The sequence below is a fragment of the Teredinibacter franksiae genome (genome assembly GCF_014218805.1).
GTDB lineage: Bacteria > Pseudomonadota > Gammaproteobacteria > Pseudomonadales > Cellvibrionaceae > Teredinibacter > Teredinibacter franksiae.
Genome location: NZ_JACJUV010000001.1, coordinates 1,370,295 through 1,394,462, shown reverse-complemented (window position 1 = coordinate 1,394,462; position 24,168 = coordinate 1,370,295). Strand labels below are relative to the sequence as shown.

The following is a 24,168-nucleotide window of genomic DNA, read 5'->3' as shown; positions in this document are numbered from 1 at the left end:
AATTAGTACTGGTTGGGTTCGATTTTTCTAGCGACTCCTTGATATTTGGCTTTTTAATTGTACATAGGGCGTGTTAGTTCTGGTTCAACAACTGAAATAAAATTTCTTGAAGTGTTATTTCAGTTATTCGATTTGGCTTTCTGTTCTTGTATTTGAAGTTAAGTACCATCTAAAAACCGTGTAATTGCGTTGTTTAATCGTATCCAACCTTAGCGTGGTTGTTGGTATGGACTTTTTGTATTTTTGCGCAAAGATGTCCTCAATGGTTTGCGTTAGACTCTTCCGCCAGAATTAAGAATAATTGTGTAAATTTGCTTCCATCAATAACTAATATAATGAGGATTATTGTAATGAAAAAATATCTAGGCGCACTTACGGGTGCTGTCGGGCTTTCATTTGTTTTCAGTGTCGGTTTAGCTGCGGCTGCGGATAACCTGAGTTTAAATGCCGGTTCAGACGGTTCTAGTAAAGCCAGTGGCTCCAGTTATGGTAACGTTCGCGATGGTAATCTCAGTAGTTACTGGGCACCAAGCGGTTCTACTGGTAGTGTCTCTATCAAGTGGGGTTCTGCAACCTCTGTTAGTTCGGTGATTATTCGTGAAGCCGCCGGGTATGAAGGCAATATCACCAGTTGGAAACTGGTGAATCACGATAATGGCGATGAAGTCATGTCTGGCAGCGGTGCCGGTGTTGTTAATTTCAGCAGCATAAACGTTAAAAAATTAAATTTTGAAGTTACCAGTTCAAGCGGTATGCCCACAGTGGCGGAGTTTGAAACCTATGCAGAAAACTCGGGTGCTAGCAGTTCTTCGTCTATGCCGAGTAGTTCGTCAAGTGTGAGTAGCTCATTAAGTTCTGTGAGTTCTTCAAGTTCTAGTAGTACACCGAGTTCCAGCAGTTCGGTTTCGAGTAGCTCTTCTAGTGTAAGCAGTTCTTCTAGTTCAGTTAGCTCTAGCTCGTCGTCAACAGGCGCGAACGCAACGGTTACCATTCAAGAAAATGCCAGCGGTTACTGTGGTGTAGACGGTTCTGTCGATACCAATAACGGAGGCTTCACGGGCAGCGGCTTTGCGAACACGTCCAACTCTAATGGTAATGGAATTGACTGGGCAGTGAATGGCGGTGCAGGGGAGTACACTATTCGGTGGCGTTTTGCCAACGGCTCATCAACCGATCGTTCGGGTGTTCTCAGTTTGAATGGTTCTAATATTTCTACCGAATCGTTTAACGGCACCGGCTCTTGGTCAAGTTGGGATACAACATCGGTGGTGCTGAATTTGGCTGGTGGCTATAAAGCATTACGTTTGGAAGCGAATCAAAGTTCCGGCTTGGGTAATATAGATTACATTGAAATTACTGGCCCTAGTGTGTCAGTAGCGTCTTGTGATGGCCCCGTTTCTTCTTCCAGTAGTTCCGTATCATCTTCCAGCTCTTCTGTTAGTTCAAGTAGCTCTTCCGTATCGAGTAGTAGTTCTTCTGTTTCAAGCAGTAGTTCGTCAGTTTCGAGTAGCAGCTCCTCTGTGTCTAGCTCGAGTTCATCGGTTAGCAGCTCAAGCTCTTCTGTATCCAGTTCATCGAGCAGTGTAGTCTCGGTATTAACGGTTCAAGAAGAAGAGGCCGGTTTCTGTTCTGTCGATGGCGACTCTTCGGAAAGTTCAAATCGCGGTTATACCGGTTCTGGTTACGCCAATACCGATAACTCAAACGGTACGAGTATTGTTTGGAGTATCGATGCCGCTAACAGTGATACGTACAAGCTTGAATTCCGTTTTGCCAATGGTGGCGGCGCATCGCGTCCTGGAGATTTGAGCATCAACAATGGCAGTGGTGGTATTTATACGGTTGATCTGACTGCTACCGGTGGTTGGAGCAATTGGGATACTGTGGTTGTTTATGTGGATCTGGTTCAGGGCGCGAACAGTCTTGAGCTGACGGCAACTACCAGCAGTGGCTTGGCGAATATTGATTACTTAAGTGTTGAAGGGGTTAACCTTTCTGCTGGTGATTGTGGCAGCAACTCGTCTAGTTCGTCTAGTTCGTCTAGTTCGTCTAGTTCGTCTAGTTCCTCAGCGCCGTCAAGCTCGTCCAGTTCCAGCTCTTCAGATTCATCCGACCCTTATGTGACGGGTTGTGGTACCGAAAGCAGTAATCTAACGGCATCACGTACTTACTATGTAACCCCCACGGGCAATGGTAACGGCAGTAGTTTTAATAACGCCATGAGTTTTAGCGACGCGTTGGATGATGTTGGCGCTGGCGAAATGATTTTGTTGCAACCGGGCACTTATAAAGTTACTTATAGTTCGGGTAATAAAAATACGATCAGCTTAAGTAAATCCGGTAAAAATGGATCGGAAATCAAAATGGTTGCCGCAAACTGTGGCCGTGCCGTTATCGACTTCCAATTCCCAGAAGAAGCGTGGGTACAAAACTCTTTCGGGTTCCACCTTACCGGCGACTATTGGTACTTTAAAGGTATCGAAATTACACGTGCTGGCTATCAGGGCGTTTATGTAGAAGGCGCGCACAATACTTTTGAAAACTGTGCTTTCCATAACAACCGTAATACAGGTTTGGAAATCAACAAAGGTGGGTCCTACACCACGGTGATTAACTCCGATGCCTACCGTAATTACGACCCTAAGAAAAATGGCAGCATGGCCGATGGATTTGGTCCGAAACAAACGCAAGGGGCTGGCAACACTTTTTACGGTTGTCGCGCTTGGGAAAACTCCGATGATGGCTTCGATATGTACGATAGCCCACAAGTGGTTACCGTTGATAAAAGCTGGGCCTTCCGCAACGGTGTCGATGTCTGGAACTACGGTGGTTTCGATGGTAATGCTAACGGCTTCAAGCTGGGAGGCAATGGGGTAATCGCTAAAAACAAAATCACCAATTCCGTGGCCTTTGGCAACCCGATGAAAGGATTTGATCAAAACAATAATGCCGGTGGCATAACGGTTATGAACAACGTCTCTTACCAAAATGGCACTAACTATGGTTTTGGCGGTAGTGTAAGTTCCGGTGAACATTACTTCCGCAACAATATATCCCTCAGTGGAGGCGTGGATATAAATAATGATGATTCGCGCAATAACTCCTGGGATTCAAGTGTGTCGGTTAGTAGTGGTGACTTTGTGAGCCTGGATTTAAGCAAAGCAACCGTAGCGCGTAATCCCGACGGAACCCTGCCTGATACCGGTCTGTTCCGATTGAAATCTGGCAGCGACTTAATCGATGCCGGTGTTGATGTTGGCTTGCCTTATAAAGGTAATACACCTGATTTGGGAGCGTTTGAGAAGGAATAGTGATAGCTCTTCTAAACCGACCTGGGTGAAATCAGGCTGATACGCTCGGGTGGCTTCGCTTACCGCTAATAGGGCTCTTCAATGAGCCCTATTTCATGCTGCACAGGTTGTTTTCTATACAAAAACTATAGCTTTGTGTGTTTACCGTTGCCATGGTGCATCCAAGTGTTACATCGAAATTGCGATAGTTTCGAAAAATATGCCTATTTTTCACTGCAGTTGGCGCCGGTTATTGAAAAAACGACCGTGAAGCTCGCTCAAACCGGCCTGTTTTTACTTAAAACCCCAACAAGTATTAATCTGGAACGTCATACATTCGCCGTATGTCATGATGCGTTGAGCGTGTTTATCCTCGTCCATGTCACCTAACTCATTCTTTTTATTAGGAAAATTCCAACCTATTGGACAGGCCGAAAGCGATTAATTGGTCTGCCGATATCTTTGGCATTACTATATAGATACGTCCGACCTTATTCTTTTATAGCGAAAAGAAATGTTTGTCATGGATGAAAGTAGTGTGAAGTTATTTTGTTGACGATTTTTTAAGCTTTGATGATGCTTTTGGTGACATATGCTTTGTAAGTGTGGGATTCGTGATGTAAACTGGTTAGACCAATATGGACAGTCAAAATAATAATTGGTACGACGAGTCAATTTTTCTGCCGTAGATTTATTGTGTGTCAGAGCGTCATTGAAAGGTATTTCATCTGGCCAGAGATAACACATCAAACGGCCACCTTCGCGTTAGTCGATGCGTACAAGCATCAAGTTGTGACTAAATAAGAGCAATAAAATAAAAGCACTATTTGAAGGGTAACTACATGAGAAAATTAAACCTATTCGCGGGCGCCTTTGCACTAGCGCTGGGCGGCGTATTTTCTGCGTCAGCATCGGCTGAAGCAGCAAATGGTTTCGCATCACTTAACGGTGGCACCACCGGTGGGAACGGCGGTAAAGTTGTTTCCGCAAACACCGGCTCGGATATTCACCAAGCTATTTGTAATCGTGCGGCAGACGATACTCCGCTGATTATTGAGGTAGAGGGTACTATTACCCCGGGTAACACCTCCAAGTTCAGTGGTAGTTGCAATACCGCTGACGGTGTTATTGAGCTGAAAGAAATCCAAAACATCACCATTATCGGTGTTGGTAGCGGCGCACTGTTCGACGAGATCGGTGTACACATTCGCAACTCCTCCAACATTATTTTGCGTAACCTGCATATCCGCGACGTGAAAAAATCTGGCGGCACTACCTCTAACGGTGGTGATGCTATCGGTATGGAATCCAACGTGTCTAACGTATGGGTTGACCACGTAACGCTTGAAGCCTTTGGTGGCGAGAACGAAGGTTACGACGGCTTGTTCGATATGAAAGCCGATACCAACTATGTAACCCTGTCTTACAGTGTATTGATGAACTCTGGCCGAGGCGGCTTGGTAGGTTCTAGCAGTGGCGACCTGGGTAACGGTCCTGTGACTTATCATCATAACCACTACATTAATATTGATTCCCGTGTTCCTTTGTTGCGTGGCGCTACGGCCCACATCTACAACAACCACTACGACGGAATTAACAAGTCGGGTATTAACTCACGTAAAGGCGGCAAAGCTAAAGTAGACAACAACTACTTTGAAGATGCCAAGAACCCCATCGGCACATTCTATGTGAACGATATGGGTTACTGGGACGTGAGCGGTAATATCTTTGACAACGTTACTTGGACTGAAGAAGGTGATGACAATCACCCTGCAGGTCCAAACGTACAGTCTACGACCTCTATCAGCATTCCATACTCGTACACGTTGGACGATGCTTCGTGTGTACCGAATATGGTTGCTAATACCGCGGGCGCTTACACCAACATGGCCGTATCAGATGGTTCATGTGACGTAACCATTCCAGAGCCTACTTCAACGCCTACTACAGAGCCTTCAGTTGACCCAACCTCTGAGCCTACTTCAGAACCTGGTGTGCCTAGTGGTGATGAAGTGTTAAACATCACAGCGTCGGGAACGTCTAGCGACTTTTTTGATATTTCTGGCAACCTTTCATCTTCAAAAGGTACTGTTAATTACAGCGGTTTGACCTTGACTGAAGCGCTGAAAATTGAATCGAGCACCTCGATTACGTTTACCTCATCTGCTGATGCTGAACTAGTATTGGTGTTTAACGAAGGTGAAGATGGCGATATTAAAATTAATGGTACTAGCCGTTCTGTATCGAATGGTGTTCTTTCGGTAGAGCTGTCAGCAGGCAGCCATTCTATTTCGAAAGATAATACGATGAATTTGTATTACATCAGCCTTGCATATGAAGGTGGCACTGAGCCAACGGCTGAGCCGACTTCGGCACCAACGGCTGAGCCAACTGCGGCACCAACGGCTGAGCCAACTGCGGCACCAACGGCTGAGCCAACTGCGGCACCAACGGCCCAGCCAACCTCAGAACCAGAAGTGCCTAGTGGTGAAGTGTTAAACATCACAGAGTCGGGTAAGTCTAGCGACTTCTTTAATATCTCTGGCAACCTTTCTTCTTCAAAAGGTACCGTTAATTACAACGGTTTAACCTTAACTGAAGCGCTGAAAATTGAATCCAGCACATCTATCACGTTTACGTCTAGCGCAGCTGCTGAACTGGTGTTGGTGTTCAATGAAGGTGAAGATGGCGATATTAAAATTAATGGTACAAGTCATACGGTATCTGATGGTGTTCTTTCAATAGAGCTATCAGCAGGCAGTCATTCAATTTCCAAAGATAATACAATGAACTTGTATTACATCAGCCTTTCATCTGGCGGTGGCGTTACGCCACCGGTTGAGCCTACGGCTGCACCGACCGGCGAGCCTACTGCTCCACCAACTTCTGAACCAACGCCAGTTCCAACTCTGCCTCCTGTATCGGGTAACTTGAGTGCTGACTGTATTGCACTGGCTACTGATGACAGCGTCAACTGGTACGACACTTCACTGCAGACCGACCAAGAAATTATTGAGTGTTTGTCTCAATCTCTGGGTCGTGCGGTAGGTTACGGTCAGAACACTTTGGGGGGATACAATCCAGCCGGTGACAGTAACTTGGTTGTTATTACTAAGAACAATGCTGAAGACCAGATCCTAGCGGCAATATCCTCTGCTGATCACAACTGGATCGTATTTGATAAGGACGACTTCGCGAGTGAAACGCACGTGATGATGTATCGTCCTTACTGTTCGAGCTCTAGTCTGGCTGATGACCTAGGTGTAAGCGAAGCAGTATGTCGTGACCCATACGCTTGGTGTGATGCTAAAGGGGAGTCTGGTTCAAGCTGTCTTGAGACATTTTTTAACGATGAATTGAACAGCAGCAGCTTACCTGTACGTAACTATATGATCGATAGCAACACGACTATCGATGGTCGTGGTGCCAAGGCTACTTTTGTATTCAACGGCTTTAAGATTGGCGCAGACTCAAGTGGTGCTTCCACTTATGTTGCCGAGAACGTGATTATTACTAACAACAAGTTCATTGGTGTTGGCCATACTGAAGATCACAGCCTCGACCCCGATATGATTCGTTCTACCGGTGAGTCTCACGATATCTGGATTCACAAGAATACCTTCGACACTACTGGTGACTCTGCATTCGACGTTAAAGTTGGTGCTTATGACATCACCATGTCGTTTAACAAGTTGGTTGATGTGAAGCGTGCTGCTCTGCATGGCTCTTCCGATAGCCGTACTATCAACGAGCAAATTCGCACTACCATGCACAACAACAACTTTGTCACTACCGACGATTTTTACGATACAGCCGGTAATACTGCCCGTCGTGTTCCCCTGATCCGTCGTGGTACTTCTCACCAGTTCAACAACCTATTCATGAACTACCGCAAAGACATCCTCAGTATCCGTAAAGGTGCGAGTGTGGTTCACGAAGATAACATTTTCCTGATTAATTCAATTCATCAGGAAAAAGATGATGTTAACGATGCCGTTGATGAGCGTGCTGAAGAATTAATGCGCGATTATGACGGTGGTAACTTCCTAGCGAGCGGTACACCTTTGTACTTCTCTGACAGTGAGTGTCAGTTGGATGCATCAACTTATCGTGATCTGAGTGTAGTCGCCGGTACTGTAACGGACGTTTACGCCGACTATAACGGTGACACTAAAGCCGCTATGGATGCTTACGTCTTGCCTGCTGGCCAAGACCTGGCTGACTATGTAGCGGCCACAGCGGGTGTTGATGGAAACCTTCCATACAACTCTCCATTAGCTGCAAGCATTGACGCAGTTGTAGCCGCCCATAATGGTGGTTGCCAATAACACATTTACGCAATAGCACTTGATGGTAAATTAGGGCTCCCTCGGGAGCCCGTTTTTTATGTACAGGATGTACGGTATCCGGCGGGTGCATGGATGCACAGGAGCCGGGGTTAGGATGTACGGACAGAAAATTGCTCCTGCATGTTCTGCACTTCCATCATCCATGGCGGTCTTATCCGGCGGGCACATAGATGTGCTGAAGCCACGGGCAGCATATACAAGCTGTACATAAAAAACGGTTTTAATGGATTAGTGAATATGGACTTGGCGCAACGACGGGCATCCTTTATTTAGTAAGATAACGTTTTCCCCTAGCCTGAAGAGGTATAGAAATGGGCAGTAACTATTCAATCATTATCGGCTGTACACTTTCATTATTGTTAACGGCTTGTGGGGGAAGCTCGGGTGGTTCAGCTGAATCTAATTCAGATGGCGGAGCTTTGTCTTCCTCAAGCACTTCCAGCAGTGAGTCCTCTTCCAATAGTTCGCAAACAGATTCGTCTTCTTCCAGCTCCTCGTTAAGTCAATCGTCTTCCTCCAACGCTTCTGATTCCTCCAGCAGTGAATCTTTGGCTGAAAATTTAAGTCTTGATGCCGGTTCTGATGGCTCCAGTAAAGCCACCGGCACCAGCTATGGCAACGTGCGTGATGGTGATGTGAATACCTATTGGGCGCCTAATGGCGGCAGTGGTCGCATTTCTATTAAGTGGGATACGGCTACCTCCGTGGATAAAGTCATTATTTCTGAAGCCACTGAGCTTAAAGGTAATATTGGTGATTGGCAGTTAGTGAATAACGACACGGGAGATGTGATTGCGTCGGGTAATGGAGCCGGTGAAATAAATTTCACGGCTGTAGTTTTGAGTAAAATTAATTTCGAAATTGTTAATGCGACGGGTGTTGCTAGCGTTGCCGAGTTTGAAACCTATGGGACGCAAACGGATCAAGGATCGTCAAGCAGTGACTCATCCAGTTCTACTAGTAGCTCCAGCAGCACCCCGCAAAGCAGCGCTTCCTCAAGCTCGAGCGAAAATAACAGCTCTTCTTCCCGTTCAAGTCAGTCCAGTAGCTTACCGCCTATAGTCGGCGACTTGAGTGATGCGTGCATTGCATTGGTAACGGATGACAGCGTTAACTGGGATGAAAGTACGCTGCAAACAGATCAGGATATTATCGCGTGCCTGAAGGAATCTTTAGGCACGCCCGTCGGGTTTGGAGAAAATACCACTGGCGGCTACGATTCTGATGGCGCTAGTCATTTGGTTGTGATTACCAACAATAATCCAGAAGAACAAATACTTGCGGCCATTTCGTCTGCAGACCATAACTGGATTGTTTTTGACAAAGACCACTTCAGTTCTGAAGTGCAGTTAATGATGTATCGCCCGTATTGCGGCACTAGTTCGCTGCCAACGTCGTTGGGCCTGAGTGCAGCCGATTGTCGCGACCCCTACGCTTGGTGTTCTGCTAATAGTGTTGCACAAAGTAGCTGTCTTGATACATTCTTTAATAGCGAGCTTAATAACAGTAGCTTGCCGGTGCGTAATTACATGATCGACAGTAATACCACCATCGATGGTCGTGGTGCTAAGGCAGCGTTTGTTTTTAATGGCTTTAAAATTGGCGCTGATAGCAGTGGAGCTTCTACTCACCAATCCGATAATGTCATTATTACCCATAATCGCTTTGTTGGTGTAGGACACGTTGAAGACCATAATTTGGACCCCGATATGATTCGCTCCACCGGGGAGTCTCACGATATTTGGATTCATCAGAATACTTTCGATACTACTGGGGATTCCGCGTTCGATGTAAAGGTGGGTGCCTACGATATTACGGTTTCGTTTAATCGCCTAGTCAATGTAAAACGTGCGGCCCTTCATGGTTCAAGTGATAGTAGGACCATAAACGCACAGATTACCACCACACTGCACAACAATTTATTTGTTACGCACGATCAGTATTACAGTGATAGCGACTATGAAACATTGCGCAGAGTTCCGCTGATGCGTCGTGGTCAGAGCCATATGTTTAACAACGTGTTTTACAATTACCGTAAAGACATTTTGAGTGTTCGAGTAGGTGGCCGAATCGATTTCGATAGCAACATGGTATTGAATAATGCCGTCGAGGCCACCAATAACAGTAATAGCGATGACATGGACTATTTCATCGAAAAATTGCTACGTGACTTCCAAGAGGGAGGCCTTGAGGTTCACGACAGTTATGTGTGGTTTGCCAATGCTGACTGCCAGTTACAAGGTGATGCCGGTGACCTCACGGCCAGTCACGGCTCCACACCGGATATGATGGCCCAATACAGCGCGTATTCGCAGTCTATTATTGCGGGCTACCGCATGGCTGCAGGGCAGGATTTAGCCGAGTACCTTTATGCCACTGCGGGCAAGGGCGCTTTTGCGCCCTGGTTGTCGCCCATGGGGGCGAGTGTTAGCGACGTACTGGCCGCTTACAATGGCGGATGTCAGTAAGTCCATCAGAAGGGCTGGAGGGGCTCTACTGAGGGCCCCAGCCAGCTTATTCTATACCCTCATGTTATGTCTTCTCCCTTTAGAAGTTGTCTGGCATAAACCTGTGTGACAGCCATTTTTATCTATACTTTATCTATTAAGCCTGCGTGTCACAGGCTAGACGTCGCTGCGCACAATTTTTGATTTATGAGCGTATATCCAAGTCTTTATCCGGGGTATATTGCGTGGCGGTTTCCACCCAAAACAAGAATTTAGGTTGATATTTAGGAGTGCGTGAAATGGTTGTAAGTCGAATACTGGCGGTGCTGGGTATCGCTATAGGCTTTTCATTACTGGGGTGCAATAGCGTGGGGCCCAAACAGGAGATTACTGAGTACGATGCTATCGTTGATAGCGCATTAGCCGCGCATGAGGCGAATGTCTTCCCAAGCTTGCAGGCGGCTATCGATAGTGTTCCGGAAAATCGTGAAATAACAGAACCCTATCGCATACTCCTCAAAGCCGGTGTGTATCACGAGCGCGTCGTTATCCAAAAAGCCAATTTACTCATTGAAGGGGAGGGCGCCGACGCAAGTCGGATCGAATACGACCTTTACGCCGGAATTGCGCGAAAATATCACCGCAAAAACTGGGGTACTGCTGGCTCAGCCACGGTCACCATTAACGCCGAAAATGTTACGTTGAAAAACCTTACTATCGAAAACACCTTTGATTACCTTGCCAATGATGCGCTCCCTAAAGGTGACGCCAAGCGCGTTCGGCATTCGCAGGGCGTCGCGCTTCACCTAGATGAAGGTACGGATAAAATTTTACTGGAAGGTGTAACGCTTGCCGGTTATCAGGACACATTGTTTGCCAACGGCAAGCGTGCTTGGATACGTAACGCCACCATTAGTGGCAATGTTGATTTTATCTTTGGCCCTGGTCAGGTATTGATCGAAGATTCCACCATTATTAGCCGTAAGCGTGGCAAGTCTTTTAAGCCCGGCCAAATTCAGGGGCATATCACCGCTCCATCAACTAATATCGATACACCGTTTGGCCTGATCTTTAAAAACTGCAAGTTACAGCGTGAGGACGGTGTTGCAGATCAAAGCCACTCTCTTGGCCGCCCATGGCACCCAACCACAACCTTCCCAGACGGTCGTTATGCCGACCCGGATGCAATCGGGTATGCACTCTATGTAAACTGTTACATGGATGCCCATATTATCGAATACGGCTGGGAATCTATGGGTGGTACTGCCCGTGACGGCACCAAGAGCATGGTGTTTACGCCGGCAGATTCGCGCTTTTACGAGTTAAGTAGTCGGGGGCCAGGAGCCAAGAAACATGATGTACGTAAGGCGCTCGAAGATCCTGGCATGCTTACTGAATTAGAGAACGCATTCTTCTCTGGCTGGATAAACTGACACTCTCTTGCCGCCGTTGCTGCGATAATCCCCGCTCTAGATTAGAATTGGGGTCTGCTAGAAAGTAGGCCCGAATTCAAACAATAAAGACAACGCGGGACATGCAATGAAATATCACCCTATCGCAGCCCTTCTCTCTGTATTCGTCCTCTTTTTTCCTGCACTTGCTTTGGCTGGCGACCACACGCTAACCTCACCTGATGGTGATATTCGAATGAGCATAAATGTCGAAAACGGCGTTCGCTGGGCTATTAGCTACAAAAATCAGGCGGTATTCTTACCCAGCCGAGTAGATTTAAAACTAAAGGGCGCAAAATCGGTATTTAGGGCAGGTAAGCTGGATACGACGCTCGCCTCCAGTGTAAATCGAACTATTGAACCCGTAGTTAAGCATAAATCGGCAGAGGTTCATGAGCACTACAATCAATTGAGTTTACGTTTTGATAACCGCTGGGGGCTTGAATTCAGGGCTTTTAACGATGGTATCGGCTATCGAATAGTAGGGGAAAAGGCTGTTGATATAGTCGTCGAAAAAGAAATAGCTGAGTTTAATTTCCCGCAAAATAGTGAAACGCTTTTCCCTGAAGAAGATACCTTTATTTCGCATTTCGAGCGGCACTACCTGCCGTTGAAGGTGGGCGACATTGCTAAAAAACGCTTCGCCTCACTACCTGCCTACGCTAAAACCCCAGCGGGTATTAATATTGTTATTACCGAAGCCGATTTATTCGATTACCCGGGCCTATTTTTGTTTGGTACGGCTGGAGATGGCTTTCGTGCGGGTTTTCCTGGTGTTGTTAAAAGCGCAATGCCCAAGGAAGGTAGTGAAGATCGAAACGAGGTGGTGAAGTACCACAAACATATTGCCGAAACAAACGGCAACCGCAGCTTTCCCTGGCGTATAGCGGTCATCAGTGATCAGGCCACTGACCTGGTTGAAAGCCAACTGGTCTATCTACTCTCTAGAGAGAATAAAATTGAAGATACAAGTTGGATCAAGCCCGGCCGTATTGCATGGGATTGGTACAATGCTAGTAACCTCTACGGTGTTGATTTCAAAAACGGATTGAATACCGCTACGTATAAATACTATATAGATTTTGCTGCCAAGTACGGTCTTGAATATGTCATTCTGGATGAAGGCTGGACAGTTTCAACTACAAACCTTCTCGCAGCTAACCCTGAATTGGATGTGCATGAATTAATTCGCTATGGCAAAGAAAAAAAAGTCGGCATTATTTTGTGGGCGCTGTGGAAACCGTTGGACAAGGATTACAGCAATATTCTTAGAGCCTGGGGCGAATGGGGTGTTGCCGGGATTAAAGTAGATTTTATGCAGCGCGCTGATCAACAAATGGTGAACTATTACACTAAAATAGCGAAAGAAGCGGCTAAACATAAATTACTGGTGGATTACCATGGTGGTTTTAAGCCCGCCGGATTGCGTCGAGCCTACCCCAATGTGATGACCTACGAAGGTGTTAAGGGTAACGAAAACAATAAATGGAGCACAGATGTTACTCCTCGTCATAACGTAACTTTACCGTTTATTCGAATGGTTGCAGGGCCGATGGATTTCACTCCAGGTGCTATGCGCAATGCCAACCCTTGGAACCACCAGGTTAATCACTTCCGGCCGATGAGTTTAGGCACGCGTGCGCATCAAGTAGCGATGTATGCGGTGTATGAAAGCGCGTTGCAAATGCTGTGCGATTCGCCCTCCAGCTATTTGCGTGAACCCGAAGTGGCTGAGTTTATCGCGCAGTTTCCCAGTGTTTGGGATGAGACCCAAGTGCTTGCCGGGGAGGTGGGTGAATTTATTGTGGTTGCGCGTAGAAGCGGCGATACCTGGTATTTGGGGGCAATGACCAATGAGCATGGACGAAAGTTGACGGTGGATTTATCATTCCTGATCAGTGGCGATTACCGGATGCAAAGCTTTGTCGATGGCGTTAATACGGTTCAATTTGCTGAAGATTACAGACTTAATAACGTCAGTGTTAAAGCGGGTCAAAAAATAGAACTCAATATGGCCAGTGGCGGTGGTTGGGCTGCGGTTCTTTCGAGAAAACTGTCGTTATAACTTAATCAGAAGGGGGGGGGATGAAAAAGTACTATTTTCTGTTGCTGATACTTGGGCTTTTCGCGTGTTCAGGAAAAAGCCCTGAACCAACTGTTCAAGAGCCGGTATTGGTTACTGAAAGCGATAAATTGAACAAATGGCTAGAGAAGCGCTATGACGAAAAACTGCATTTTAGTCCAGTCGAGCTGACAGCGCAGGGAAGTAAACACCGTTACGATGAAATTGATGATTTCTCCTTGTCAGCTAAGCATCAACAGCTGAAATGGCTGGCGGCGACTGTCCGTATTCTGCAGAGCGATTTCGAGTATGCCAAACTCAACGACGAAGCCAAAACATCCTACGATACATGGGTATACAATTACGGAATAGAAAAAGAAGGGGCACGCTTTTGGGAGCACGACTATTTGTTTGAACAAATGGCCGGTGTCCACGCGTTTTTGCCTACCTTTTTAATGAACTATCACAAAGTTGAAAGCGAAGCGGATATGCAAGCCTATATTGCGCGCATTTCCGCTATCGCCAAGGCGTATAGGCAATTTTTAACCCGAACCGAAGTTGCCGCTGAGAAAAACATACGGCCCCCTCGATTCACCTATGACATAGTGATAGAGCAAACACAGAAATTACTAACCGGTACGCCATTTGATACAACGGGTAATCCTGCGCCCCTTTGGGCCGACGCCGAAACAAAAGTCGCCGCACTGGTAGACAGTAAACAGTTGTCTCGAGGTGCGGCAGACTTGTTATTGGCGGACGCAAAAGTAGCATTACTAAATGAATTCCAACCAGCTGCGCAATCCATTATTGTGTTTCTGCTGGGGGATAAGAAGAATGCCAGCGAATCACCCCAAGGGGTGCGTGCGCTTGTAGACGGAGAAGCTTTTTACGCGCATCAACTTAAAAAGATTACGTCTACAGAGTTAACGGCTGAAGCCATTCATGAACTGGGTTTGAGTGAGGTTGAAAGACTGCGCAGCGAAATGGTTGCACTTAAAGAAACCGCGGGGTTTAAAGGTAGCTTAAGTGAGTTTTTTGTACTGCTGCGCGATAGTAAAGACGACGAACGCTTTTATTACCCCAATACCGATGAAGGGCGTCAGGCGTACCTGGATAAAGCAACGGCGGTCGTGAATAACATTAAGCGCGAGTTGCCTAATTATTTCGGGTTATTGCCGAAAGCCGATGTTGTGGTAAAACGTGTAGAAGCCTTTCGTGAGCAGGACGGCGCCCCTCAGCATTATTATCCAAGCTCGCCGGATGGCAAACGTTCTGGCGCTTTTTATACCCACCTTTCCGATATGAGTGCGATGGCGAAAAATATGCTGGAAGTAGTGGCCTATCACGAAGCGCTGCCCGGTCATCATATGCAGATCGCCATTGCTCAGGAGTTGGAGGGAATACCCAAATTTCGCCGACAGGCAGATTACGAAAAAACCACAGCCTATGTGGAAGGCTGGGCACTCTATACGGAGTACCTCGCCAAAGAAATGCCTAATACTTATCAGGATGTATATTCGGATTTTGGCCGTTTAACGACTGAGATGTGGCGATCGATTCGCTTGGTATTAGATACGGGTATTCATGCAAAAGGCTGGAGTGAACAGCAGGCAATAGATTATTTTGCGGCGAACTCTCCTCAGCCGCTTGCAAAAATCAGAGCCGAGGTAAACCGCTATTTTGTTCTGCCGGGGCAAGCGACGGCCTACAAAATTGGCATGATCGAAATTTTGCGTTTGCGTAAACAGGCTAAATTAAGGCTGGGTGATAAATTTGAGATTAAAGGGTTTCATGACACGGTTTTGGGAGGGGGTGCATTGCCCTTGAGTCTTCTTGAGCGGCGGGTTGATAAATGGGTGGAAGCGCAGCTTTAGCTCAACAACAGCTTTAATGTCACACTTACCATTAAGTGAGCTTAAGGGTACTGTATTGATTACTTTTGGCCCCGAAGGGCGTGGTCTGGCAAACTTTATTGCAGAGTTGGCCTGCTTGGAAAGGCAACCAGCCTTCCGTTGCGCAGTCCGCCTTACACCTGCTAGGTTACGCAGAGGTTAAAATCAAGTAATAGAGGTGTACTTAAATAAGGCTCAAATCTCGGTCATATCTGCGAATGTGGGAGTCTACGCAATCTATTCCTCTGGAGGCGGACGGAGCCTACCAATTTTTCGCTTCTTCAGGCACTTTATTCAATTCACATTTAACGGCATTTAGAAGGGCCTGCTGCTCGTTGTTTGGCTTGCCTTCGCTCGTGGATGCTTTTTCTAGCATAGATAAAAGCGTTTCTTTGTGTCGCGTTTCGTATTGTTCAACGCTGGGGGCCAGCACATTTTTAACTTCTTCTATAATGTTAAACACGTCGCTGAGCATATGCGACGCTACTGCGAACATTTCGGTGGCGGCGCTTTCGCTGATGCCAAACTCTTCAGTGAACTGTTGAATCACCTCCTGTTTGTGCTCTCGAGTAACCTCACCTTCGAGGCGTGCCATGGCTACGACTAGCAGAGCGGCTGCCTCCATTGAGTTTTCTAAGCGATGTATGGGTTTAGTACCAAGTTTCTTTTCCCATTCGCGGCGCCTAGCCCAATAGAACGGGTTAAAAGCGTTAAGGTCAAAGCCTGAGTTTTGCAGCCGATAGAGGGCCCAGATTAAACCCCCAATGGCGGTGATGGCGGCAATAAGAATGTGCATAACGTCTCCCTTTATGCTTACCTGCGAATTGGTATTATCTCAGCGATAATCATAACGTGCTTTAGGGGCGAAGCGGAACACCACGGCCACTTAGAGGGCTTCTAAGCCAAGCTTAGTGACCTCTGCGTAAACTGGGCTCCGCTGCTACGAGGTGAACTTCGTTGCGTATGCTTCAGCAGACATTTAATGATGTGGTTATGAGCTGCAGGGCGTGTACGAAGCGGCTTTTAGACTTGTGTTGCTTACACGTGTTTTCTGTTGGTTCGCTGCTTCGGGGGGTAAAAGTTCAAACGTGCTCGCGTTACTTACATCCATCCATCTAGGTAGCCAGCCTGCCCTGCGTGTTGAGGGTGAAAATACATAACAACCCGAGGCGCTTAGACTTGATCAGCGGTTCCCTAAGGTATTGAATATGAATAAAGTGTTTAGTTTAATGATTAGTATGCTGCTAGTGGTTTCCTGTTCCGACCGTAATCGTCGCGTTGATTCGGCAAAACCACACGGTTCTCGTAGTAGCGAGCAGTTGATTAGAGCCGAAGTCGCTAGGCTATTGAGTGAGCTAACGCTCGAAGAAAAAATTTCATTATTGCATGCCAACAGTAAATTCTCGGTTGCCGGTGTAGAGCGCCTGGGTATCGCTGAAATGCGTATGAGCGATGGCCCTCACGGTGTGCGCGAGGAAATATCGCGCGATAGCTGGGAGTCCGCCAACTGGACAACTGATTTTGCGACTTATCTGCCACCACTGACGGCGACAGCGGCCAGCTGGGATCCAGAAGTTGCACGTCTGCATGGCGGCGTATTGGGTGCAGAAGCGCGTCATCGAGAAAAAGATATTATCCTTGGCCCCGGTGTTAATTTAGCGCGTTTACCTACCTACGGGCGAAATTTTGAGTACCTAGGTGAAGACCCCTTTCTGGCTGCAGCCCTAGTGTCGCCCATTGTCCAAGCCATACAGGATAACGATGTTGCTGCCTGTGTAAAACATTACGCCTTAAATACTCAGGAGCTAGAACGTTGGACAGTTGATGCCAAGCCGGATGAGAGAACGTTGAGGGAGGTGTATTTACCGGCGTTTGAAGCCGCCGTGAAAGAGGGAGGTGCGCTTTCGATAATGGGCGGTTACAACCGGGTTGACGGTATTAATGCTAACCAAAACAAAATGTTGGTCAACGATATTCTTAAGGGCGAGTGGGGCTTTGATGGCGTACTGCTCACCGATTGGCATGTGGATATCAATACCTTTGATGCCGCCATGAATGGGCTTGATGTGGAAATGGGTACCCGTGTGCCGACATACGGCGAATACTATTTTGCGGATGCACTTCTAGAGGAAGTAAAGCAGGGCAATATTGCTGAGTCTGTTGTCGATGAAAAAGTGCGCCGTATTCTGGGTTTGCAACTGCGAATAGGCATGATGGATCCTGCGCGAAAAACCGGTGAGCGCAATACGGAAAAACACCATCAAATTGCCCGCAAGATTATCGAGCAAGGGATTGTACTACTACAGAACAAAAACCAAGTTTTACCTCTGGAAAAACCGCGGTTAAAGCGAGTTTTAGTGCTGGGCCCCAATGCAAACTTGGCTCATGGTCGCGGTGGCGGATCGTCTCAGGTTAAGTCGAGCTACGAAGTCACGCCCCTGCAAGGTTTACGTAACGCATTGGGTGAAGATGTAGAAATTGATTATATGCGGGCTACAGGTGATACAGAATTAAAGGCCATTGCCAGCGATTATATTTCCACTCGTCACGGTGGGTCTGGCACACCCGCGTGGCAGATCCATTTTTTTCATGACCTTGAGCATAGCCAATACAAAAGCCACAACCAGTGGCCCTCTTCTCATTACCGTGTCGAAGGTGAAGAAAAACAACATATTAATTTTGCGGCTACCATTGTCCCACTCGAAACCGGTGAGCATTTACTGCAGTTAAAAGCGGCAGGTAAAGTGGACTTTCTGGTGGATGGTCAATCGGTTATTCGTTTTGAGTCGGAATCCGATGTGCAGAGAGCCATACCGCTGCAACTGGAAGCGGGTAAGGCTTACAAGTTCCTGCTGCGGTACGACGGATCGCAGCAATTCACTTTGGGTTGGGAAGCTCCGGGTCTGAAAGTAGCGAGCAAAGAAGAATATCTTGCCGCTGCAAAAACCGCCGACGCGGTGATTTATTTTGCTGGTTTAAATCACGATTATGATCGTGAGGGGCAGGATCGTTCTGATATGACGCTTCCCGGTAACCAGGATGAGGTTATTGCCAACCTGTTGGGGGTTAATGCTAAGACTATTGTCTTTATTGTTGCTGGTTCCGCCGTTGAAATGCCTTGGGCCGAGGCAGCGCCAGCGATTGTTTGGGGCTGGTACGGTGGCATGGAAGCCGGTAATGCCTATGCGCGCATGCTGCTGGGTGAATTAAACCCGAGTGGAAAAATGCCCATTACACTGCCCGTAAAATATGAGCATACGGCGCCCATCGCTTTAAACGATTACAATGAGGTTGAATCGCGGTATAAAGAAGGCGTTTTTATTGGCTATCGCTGGTTTGAAAAACAATACATTCAGCCCATATTCCCTTTTGGTCATGGCCTTTCCTATACAAGCTTTGAGATCAGCGGGTTGCATGTACGGCAAAATGTTTCGCCTGAAAAAGATGTTGTTTCGGTAACCGTCATGGTTAAAAATACGGGCGATTACCGCGGTGCGGAAGTGGTGCAGTTATACCTTGGTGATGCTGAAGCCAGTGTTGAACGCCCGGCAAAAGAATTGAAAGGTTTTAAAAAAATCTGGCTTGATCCCGGTGAAGAAAAGCCGGTTATCCTCAACCTAAGTAAGCGTGATTTGGCTTTCTGGGATATTAAAACAAAAGGCTGGCTAGTTGAGCCAGGGGTTTTCAATGTGTTTGTGGGTGCCTCTGTCCAAGATATTCGTCAGCAGGCAAGCTTTAGTTATCAACCATGAAGCGTTAGCGCTAAGTTTTACCGGCGGACAGCTTAGCCTTGAGTACCGTTGATGCTCCGGGCGAAATGAATGCCTGTGCTTGCTTTGTTTTCCTATAAAACAAAGCAAGCATTGCTTGATCAATTCCTGTACACTTCGCGCCCTTTGTACGGCCTCAAACTAGAAGCCGTTTTCCTATCAGGTTTATCTATCTATGCATTTTTCTGAACTGGGCTTGTCCGAGCCCATTGCCAAAGCTGTAGCCGAACAGGGCTATGAAACACCAACGCCTGTTCAGGCCCAAGCCATTCCTGCTGTGTTAGAAGGCCGTGATGTCATGGCCGCTGCGCAAACCGGCACCGGTAAAACCGCGGGCTTTACTTTGCCGATATTGCAGCTCCTGAGCAAGGGTGAATCGACTCGTGGAAATCATGTTCGCGCACTTATTCTAACGCCTACCCGTGAGTTGGCGGCTCAAGTAAATGAAAGCGTGCAAACCTACAGTAAGCACCTTCCACATATTCGCGGCGAAGTGGTGTTTGGTGGGGTAAAAATAAACCCACAAATGATACGCCTGCGCCGTGGCGTTGATATATTGGTGGCTACACCTGGGCGACTGTTAGATTTGTATCAGCAAAATGCGGTGAAGTTTAATCACTTGGAAGTGCTGGTGTTGGATGAAGCCGACCGCATGTTGGATATGGGTTTTATTCACGACATTAAAAAAATATTGGCTGTTTTGCCCGCCAAGCGGCAAAACTTACTGTTTTCGGCTACGTTTTCTGATGAAATTCGTACATTGGCCAAAGGCATTATTCATAACCCAGTGGAGTTTTCGGTAACGCCTCGTAACGCCACCGCAACTACGGTAGCGCAGTTGCTACACCCGGTAGATAAGAAGCGTAAGCCGGCACTGCTAAGCTACCTTATTGGCCACCATAATTGGCGACAAGTGTTGGTATTCACTCGTACTAAACACGGCGCCAATAAGCTTACGCGCTATCTTGAAGACGCGGGTATACAAGCGGCCGCTATTCACGGTAATAAAAGCCAAAATGCACGCACCAAGGCACTTGCGGACTTTAAGCAAGGCAAAGTTCGCGCATTGATCGCAACCGATATTGCTGCTCGGGGCCTGGATATAGACCAGTTACCGCAGGTGGTAAATTTCGATTTACCCAATGTGTCAGAGGATTATGTACACCGAATTGGTCGAACAGGGCGGGCTGGGGCTAGTGGCCAAGCGGTATCGCTCGTGAGCGCAGATGAATTTGATTGTTTAGCCGGCATTGAACGCTTGATTAAAAAATTAATTCCCCGTGAATATGTAGATGGCTTCGACCCCGTACATGAATTGCCAGAGTCTCGTTTGGATACCCGGCCAATAAGACCGAAAAAACCAAAACACGCAAAAACTGGGCACAATGATGGCCAGCGTTCCGGTGACATGGCTAGGGGGCGAAACACTGGAGGAGGTCGCCAGGGTGCCTCAGAAGGGAATAAGCCGTCTCGTAGTAATTCCGGTAATCGAGGTGGCGGCGCTAAGGCAGGAGGCACGCGTTCTTCGTCAAGTAATAATACCCGCTCACGCAGTGGTGGCAGTAGCGGTAACTCAGGGGCCCACAGCGGAAACCGCTAGGGCGTTAAGATGTGAAAGCGATCGTCCTGAGCCCTACGATTGCCTATTCTCGTACCCGTACGAGTGCGGGTGTAGCTGCTAGACTGAAGCAGATACCTACGAATCAGGGTTGTCATGGGCTCGAAATCACTGATATTTCAATTGCTGGCGGTACTGCTGCTCTCGACGGTGGGCATAGTTGCTTACGAGGTGTTTCCGAGAAAAACGCTCGATTTACTTGTTGTGCGTAACATGTACATTGAGCTAATGCCAAGCTACTCTGCCGAGCAAAATGCCGTTGGCCGCTGGGTGGATAAAGCCTCCTTCCATTTTCGCTGTCAATTTAAGACTATTGCGAATCAAGCTTGCGGCTTGAATATGTTCTTCAGTGACGCGAATGGTCGTGGGCTGGATTTATCGGCTTATAATTCTCTGAATATCGCAGCCAATATCAGCGGTGAAACCGAAACGGTTCGTATCTACCTGCGTAATTTTAATGGGGCTTACGCCACACTGGAGGACGCTAACAGCTCTACCTATTTGTCGTTGCCCTTGTCTCTTGAAGAGTTTCTACCCGTTGATCTTGTTGAAATTGGTATGAATGAGTTTGCCATCGCCGAATGGTGGCTAAGCCAACGTAATATCCCACGAAAATACCGTACGCCCGAGTTCGATAATGTTATGGCCTTGGGCTTTGACTTTTCTCCCTATGCTTCACCCGGTCATACGCTGGAAATGGATATACAGCGGTTATACATGAGTGGACCACTGATCTATCGAGATAGCTGGTACCTTGGGATTCTATTAATACTGCTTGCCTGTATCTCGGCTATTATTGTGAGCCGAGTGGTGGTGGTCATTCGCGAGCGCGAATTACTCGTTTCGGAATATCAACGCGTTGAGCGGCAATCACTCAGTGACCACTTGACCTCAGCCCTGAATCGGCACGGGTTGGAAAGTGAAATACAGCGTTTAAAAAATACTTCTGACTTGAATGATGTGTTGTTGGTTGTGTTGGATATTGACCACTTTAAATCGGTGAATGATACTTTTGGCCACGATGCTGGGGACGAGGTTCTTCAGCAGTTTGCGCGTAGGGTAAAGTCCTGTATTCGTGAAAATGATGTATTTGCACGCTGGGGAGGTGAAGAGTTCGTAGTGTTGGCACCCTTGGTATCGGAATCGCTTGCCTTTAATTTCGTTGAGAAACTACGTTTATTTATTGCGAAAGAAAACTTTTTGGGTAATAAAAAAATCCAAATCACCAGTAGTTTTGGTTATACCTACTGGGGTTCTGTCGAGGCGTTTGACACTGCATTTAAGCGCGCCGATGAAGCGCTGTATCGAGCGAAAAAGGGTGGGCGCAATATTTGTGTGGCTGGCTAAGGGGCTGAAATAAACTGTGAAGGCGGGAGCACAACGCTCCCGCTCTATGGCCGGTTAGGCTTCGTTTGTAGGTTTGCCGATAGTGGCCAGAATGCCACCATCCACATATACAATTTGTCCGGTTATAAAATTACTGGCTGGTGATGAAAGGAATATAGTCGCTCCGGCGAGGTCGTCTGGGTCGCCCCACTTGCCAGCCGGTGTGCGGTTAATAATAAAATCGTTAAAGGGGTTGCCTTCTACGCGAATGGGGGCTGTTTGGCTAGTCGCGAAATATCCGGGGCCAATGCCATTGACTTGAACATTATCTTTTGCCCACTCGGTTGCCATATTACGCGTTAGCATTTTTAAACCACCTTTAGCGGCTGCATAGGCGCCCACGGAATTACGGCCAAGTTCGCTCATCATTGAGCAGATATTAATAACTTTACCGCCACCACGGGCAATCATTCTTCTAACGACTGGACGGCTCATTGTGAACACCCCTGTGAGGTCGGTTTTAATCACCAGCTCCCATTCTTCAAGAGGCATTTCCAATAGTGGCACACGGCGAATAATGCCGGCATTGTTCACGAGAATATCAATAGGACCGACTTCATCTTCTATTCTTTTAACGGCTGCTTCGGCTTGAGCTTCGTCGGTCACATCGAACTTGTAACCGTGGGCGTTAAAGCCCGCAGCTTTATATTCTTTCAGAGCCTTGTCGATTTTTTCCTGCGAGGAAACGCCGTTAATAACGAGAGTGGCGCCGGCACTGGCTAGGCCTTTTGCCATGGCCATTCCCAGGCCATGGGTTGCGCCCGTTACCAGTGCAACTTTCCCAGTTAGGTCGAAAAGCGGGTGATTCATAATTTGTTTTGCCTCAATAGAATACAGAGTAGTGAAATTTTTTCTCTGCTGGTTTGCTATTATTGATCCAAGTATAAATTGCCGGTGGTGTTCGCCAAATTTGCAGGTGTAAAAGATTCCAGCGGTGGGGGAAATCAACAATTTTATTGGGAAAAATGAGCCGCGAATTAACTAAAATTCGCGGCTTTTTTTGTCTTCAAAATGTAGCGTTTAAGCGCTACTTCAGGGTGGACGGTTGGTGGAAATCCATATCGTTGTAGTCGAGATTTTCACCGGCCATTCCCCAAATAAAGGTGTAGCTTGCCGTACCAACACCGGAGTGCATCGACCAAGGCGGTGAAACGACTGCCTGCTCGTTATTCATCCAAATATGGCGGGTTTCATCGGCGGGTCCCATAAAGTGGCAGACGGCACCATTCTCGGGAATATTAAAATAAAAGTAAGCTTCCATTCGGCGACTGTGGGTGTGCATGGGCATGGTATTCCAGACGCTACCCTGTTTGAACTCAGTCATCCCCATTTGTAGTTGGCAGGTTTCAACAATACCGCCGATAAGTAATTGATTAATACGTCTTTCGTTGCAGGTTTCTGGCGAGCCCAGTTCCAGAACATTGGCATCTTCCATGCCCACTTTTTTGTGTGGGTTGGAGGCGTGTGCCGGTGCTGAATTCATATAGAGTTTGGCTGGGTTCGCGGAGTCGGCACTGGCAAAGGTAACGTCTTTGGCTCCGCGACCAATGTAAATGGCTTCGCGGGTATCGACATCAAAAATTTCTCCATCGATCGTTACAATGGCCTTTCCGCCAATATTGATTGCGCCTAATTCTCGGCGGTCGAGAAAGTGCTCGGCCTTTTGTTGATCAACTGAGTCCAGCGTTAAGGTTTTGTTGATGGGCATAGCGCCGCCCACCATTACGCGCTCATAGTGGGTGTAAACAAAATTGACTTCGTCTGGGGTGAATATTTTTTCAATCAAAAAGTGTTTACGCAGTGTATCTGTGTCGTAATGCTTGTAATCGTCAAGGTGAACAGCAAAGCGTTCTTCAATGATTTTGGCCATAATTAATTCCTGCTGAATTCTGGAGCGCAGCCC

Annotated in this window: 13 protein-coding genes; 10 read left to right on the top strand and 3 right to left on the bottom strand. The window is 47.2% G+C overall.

Going from position 1 to position 24,168, the window contains the following annotated elements:
- The first annotated feature begins 350 nt into the window (after positions 1-350).
- The 7 genes from H5336_RS05615 (at position 351) to H5336_RS05585 (ending at position 15,473) form a co-directional block, all read left to right on the top strand.
- Positions 351-3,311, top strand: a complete 2,961-nt coding sequence (locus tag H5336_RS05615; RefSeq protein ID WP_246439038.1) for a right-handed parallel beta-helix repeat-containing protein — start codon at positions 351-353, stop codon at positions 3,309-3,311.
- Positions 3,312-3,476: 165 nt separating this feature from the next.
- Positions 3,477-3,680 (top strand): hypothetical protein, encoded by a 204-nt coding sequence (locus tag H5336_RS05610; RefSeq protein WP_185232210.1) that lies wholly within the window; start codon positions 3,477-3,479, stop codon positions 3,678-3,680.
- Positions 3,681-4,132: 452 nt separating this feature from the next.
- Positions 4,133-7,618, top strand: a complete 3,486-nt coding sequence (locus tag H5336_RS05605; RefSeq protein WP_185232208.1) for a pectate lyase family protein — start codon at positions 4,133-4,135, stop codon at positions 7,616-7,618.
- A gap of 332 nt (positions 7,619-7,950) precedes the next feature.
- The gene (locus H5336_RS05600) at positions 7,951-10,107 is read left to right on the top strand and encodes a pectate lyase family protein (protein ID WP_185232206.1); all 2,157 of its coding nucleotides are present in this window, start codon (positions 7,951-7,953) and stop codon (positions 10,105-10,107) included.
- A 278-nt stretch (positions 10,108-10,385) separates the two neighbouring features.
- Positions 10,386-11,519, top strand: a complete 1,134-nt coding sequence (locus tag H5336_RS05595) for a pectinesterase family protein (protein ID WP_185232204.1) — start codon at positions 10,386-10,388, stop codon at positions 11,517-11,519.
- Between the two features lie 106 nt (positions 11,520-11,625).
- The gene (locus tag H5336_RS05590) at positions 11,626-13,602 is read left to right on the top strand and encodes a glycoside hydrolase family 97 protein (protein WP_185232202.1); all 1,977 of its coding nucleotides are present in this window, start codon (positions 11,626-11,628) and stop codon (positions 13,600-13,602) included.
- Between the two features lie 20 nt (positions 13,603-13,622).
- Positions 13,623-15,473, top strand: coding sequence for a DUF885 domain-containing protein (locus tag H5336_RS05585; protein ID WP_185232200.1), 1,851 nt, complete (start codon positions 13,623-13,625; stop codon positions 15,471-15,473).
- Between the two features lie 280 nt (positions 15,474-15,753).
- Here the strand turns inward: H5336_RS05585 and H5336_RS05580 are convergent, their stop codons facing one another.
- Positions 15,754-16,287: a phenylacetic acid degradation protein gene (locus H5336_RS05580; RefSeq protein ID WP_185232198.1), complete on the bottom strand. Its 534-nt coding sequence runs from the start codon at positions 16,285-16,287 to the stop codon at positions 15,754-15,756.
- Positions 16,288-16,699: 412 nt separating this feature from the next.
- On the opposite strand from H5336_RS05580, the gene H5336_RS05575 reads away from it, so the two are divergent.
- From H5336_RS05575 to H5336_RS05565, 3 genes are all read left to right on the top strand, one after another.
- Positions 16,700-19,243: a beta-glucosidase H gene (locus H5336_RS05575; RefSeq protein WP_185232196.1), complete on the top strand. Its 2,544-nt coding sequence runs from the start codon at positions 16,700-16,702 to the stop codon at positions 19,241-19,243.
- A gap of 193 nt (positions 19,244-19,436) precedes the next feature.
- Complete coding sequence (locus tag H5336_RS05570) at positions 19,437-20,861, top strand: DEAD/DEAH box helicase (protein ID WP_185232194.1); 1,425 nt, start codon at positions 19,437-19,439, stop codon at positions 20,859-20,861.
- Positions 20,862-20,975: 114 nt separating this feature from the next.
- The gene (locus H5336_RS05565; RefSeq protein ID WP_185232192.1) at positions 20,976-22,226 is read left to right on the top strand and encodes a GGDEF domain-containing protein; all 1,251 of its coding nucleotides are present in this window, start codon (positions 20,976-20,978) and stop codon (positions 22,224-22,226) included.
- 54 nt (positions 22,227-22,280) lie between these two features.
- On the opposite strand, the gene H5336_RS05560 is transcribed toward H5336_RS05565, so the two are convergent.
- Together H5336_RS05560 and kduI are read right to left on the bottom strand one after the other, a co-directional pair.
- Entirely contained in the window at positions 22,281-23,075 is a 795-nt protein-coding gene (locus H5336_RS05560) for a gluconate 5-dehydrogenase (RefSeq protein ID WP_185232190.1), read from the bottom strand.
- A 217-nt stretch (positions 23,076-23,292) separates the two neighbouring features.
- Positions 23,293-24,135: a 5-dehydro-4-deoxy-D-glucuronate isomerase gene (gene kduI / locus H5336_RS05555; RefSeq protein ID WP_185232188.1), complete on the bottom strand. Its 843-nt coding sequence runs from the start codon at positions 24,133-24,135 to the stop codon at positions 23,293-23,295.
- Between the last annotated feature and the right edge of the window lie 33 nt (positions 24,136-24,168).